Consider the following 2533-nt stretch of genomic DNA (forward strand, 5'->3'; position numbering starts at 1 on the left):
CCACCGAGATGCCCACGATCAGCACGAAGGCGCCGATCATGTACGGAAGTAGCCGCTTGTCTTCCTGGCGCTGAATGTTGAACGCCTGCCACAACTGGGCGCGGCGCTCCTTGGCCGCGGCCTTGCGGGCGGCCTGCGCTTGTGCCCTGGCGGCCTTGTTCTCGGCGGCAGTGCGGGGTTTAGCCATAGTCGTTAAGGATACTTACGCGGATCGCCGTCAGGGTGCCGCGGTTTCGGAGGCTCGGGTGCGGGCGGCTTGCTCGTAGAGCCGACCCGCCCGGTACGACGACCGCACCAGCGGTCCGGCCAGCACCCCGGAGAATCCGAGTGCTTCGGCGTGCTGGGCGAAGTCGGTGAACTCCTCGGGCCGCACCCATCGCTCGACCGGGTGGTGCCGCGTTGACGGGCGCAGGTATTGGGTGATCGTGATGATGTCGCAGCCGGCGTTGCGCAGGTCGGCGAGCGCCGTGCGCACCTCGTCGGGGGTTTCGCCCAGGCCGAGTATCAGGTTGCTCTTGGTCACCAGCCCGAAGTCGCGTGCCGCGGTCAGTACATCGAGACTGCGCTGATAGGTGAAGGCTGGCCGGATGCGTTTGAAGATGCGGGGAACGGTTTCGACGTTGTGCGCCAACACTTCCGGGCGCGACTCGAAGACCTCGGCAAGCCGGACGGGCTCGCCGTTGAAGTCCGGGATCAGCAGCTCGACGCCGGTCGACGGGTTGAGTTCCTTGATCGCCCGCACAGTCTCGGCGTAGAGCCAGGCCCCGCCGTCTGGCAGGTCGTCGCGCGCCACCCCGGTGATCGTGGCGTAGCGCAGGCCCATGGTGTGGACGCTGTCGGCGACCCGTCGCGGCTCGTCGCGGTCGAGCTCGGCGGGCTTGCCGGTGTCGATCTGGCAGAAGTCGCAGCGGCGGGTGCACTGGTCTCCGCCGATCAGGAAGGTTGCCTCGCGGTCCTCCCAGCACTCAAAGATGTTGGGGCAACCGGCCTCTTCGCAGACCGTGTGCAGCCCCTCGCGCTTCACCAGGCTCTTGAGTTGCGTGTACTCCGGCCCCATCCGGGCCCGCACCTTGATCCACGGCGGCTTGCGCTCGATGGGGGTTTCCGCGTTGCGCACTTCCAGACGCAGTAATTTGCGTCCTTCCGGTGCGACAGTCACATGCCCGATGCTACGCGCGCGGCGAGATGTTCTTGGACCGGCAAGACGCCATCCAGCGCGTCGCCGACGGCGTCTGCGACCACCAATCGGATGTCGTCGACGGTGACCGTGCGCCGTAGCTCGGCGGACAATGAGGTCACCCCGGCGTCACTGATCCCGCACGGCACAATGGCGCCGAACGCACCGAGATCGCAATCACAGTTCAGCGCGAACCCGTGCAACGTGGTCGCGCGCGACACCCGCACACCGATCGCGGCGACCTTGCGGTCCGGCCGGCCATCATCGGCCGGAACCCACACCCCGGATCGGCCGTCGATCCGGACCGTGTCCAGGCCCAGGTTGGCGCAGACCTTGATCAGTGCCTCCTCCAGCCGACGCACGTAGTTGACCACGTCCAGCGGTTCGGCCAGGCCGATGATCGGATACCCGACCAGCTGCCCGGGCCCATGCCAGGTGATCTTGCCGCCGCGGTCCGTGTCGACGACGGGGATGCCCCGAAGGTCGGGGTCAGGACGCTCCTGCGGCTCGGTGCGCCGCCCGGCGGTGTAGACCGCCGGGTGCTCGAGCAACAGCAGCGTGTCGGGACCGCCGGCGACCCGGGCGTCGGCAAGCTCACGCTGCCGCTGCCACGCGGTGCCGTAGTCGACGATGCCGAGCTGGCGGACCTCGATCGGGGCCTGGCTCGAGCGGATGGAAGCGATCACGTTCGCGACGGTACTCGGCCTGCGGCCGTGGGGTGACGCCGCGTTCCGCCCGAAGTCCTAGTCGTGGTCGCGGCGGGCGGTCGCGTAGCCGAGTGCTTCGCCAATGGTGTTGTGGTGGAACTCAAATCCGGCCCGCTCCAGCGCGGACGGGATGGCGCGCTGCCCGATGAGCACACCCTCGTCGGCGAACTCTCCGAGCGCGGCCCGGACCGCGAAACCGGGCAGCATCAACGGTGTTGGCCGGTTGACCGCCCGCCCGAACGCGGTGGTGAACTCGGCGTTGGTGACGGGCGCGGGCCCGGTCATGTTCACTGGGCCGGACAGCGAGGGGTTCGAGATCGCGAACAGCAGCGCACGCACCTCGTCTTCGAGTGTGATCCACGACATGTATTGCCGGCCACTGCCAAGCCGCGCGCCGAGGCCCGCGCGAAACAGGGTCCGCAACCGCCCCAGCGCACCTCCCGAGGGGGACATCACCAGACCGGTGCGGGCCAGCACCACACGGGCACCGCCGTATTGGGCTGGCAGCGTGGCGGCCTCCCAGTCTTCGCACAGCTGGGCGAGGAAACCCGTTCCCGCCCGGCCGGTTTCGTCGACGACGCGGTCCTTGCAGTCGCCGTAGAAGCCCACCGCGCTGGCGTTGATCAGGGTCTGGACGCCGGCCTCGGCG

General features: G+C 68.7%; 4 protein-coding genes. All 4 read right to left on the reverse strand.

What is annotated here, in order from left to right:
* On the reverse strand, positions 1-187 hold a 187-nt coding region (locus JOZ00_RS23070; RefSeq protein ID WP_293348596.1), incomplete at its 3' end, for a DUF4191 family protein.
* A 30-nt stretch (positions 188-217) separates the two neighbouring features.
* A complete protein-coding gene (lipA, locus tag JOZ00_RS23075; RefSeq protein ID WP_293348599.1) occupies positions 218-1159 on the reverse strand; it encodes a lipoyl synthase in 942 nt (313 codons plus the stop codon).
* A complete protein-coding gene (gene lipB / locus JOZ00_RS23080) occupies positions 1156-1863 on the reverse strand; it encodes a lipoyl(octanoyl) transferase LipB (protein ID WP_293348602.1) in 708 nt (235 codons plus the stop codon). The genes lipA and lipB overlap by 4 nt, the downstream gene beginning before the upstream one ends.
* A gap of 57 nt (positions 1864-1920) precedes the next feature.
* Positions 1921-2533 (reverse strand): TIGR01777 family oxidoreductase (locus JOZ00_RS23085; RefSeq protein ID WP_293348605.1); only part of this gene is annotated, 613 nt, incomplete at its 5' end.

It is taken from the genome of Mycobacterium sp. (assembly GCF_019243155.1).
GTDB lineage: Bacteria > Actinomycetota > Actinomycetes > Mycobacteriales > Mycobacteriaceae > Mycobacterium.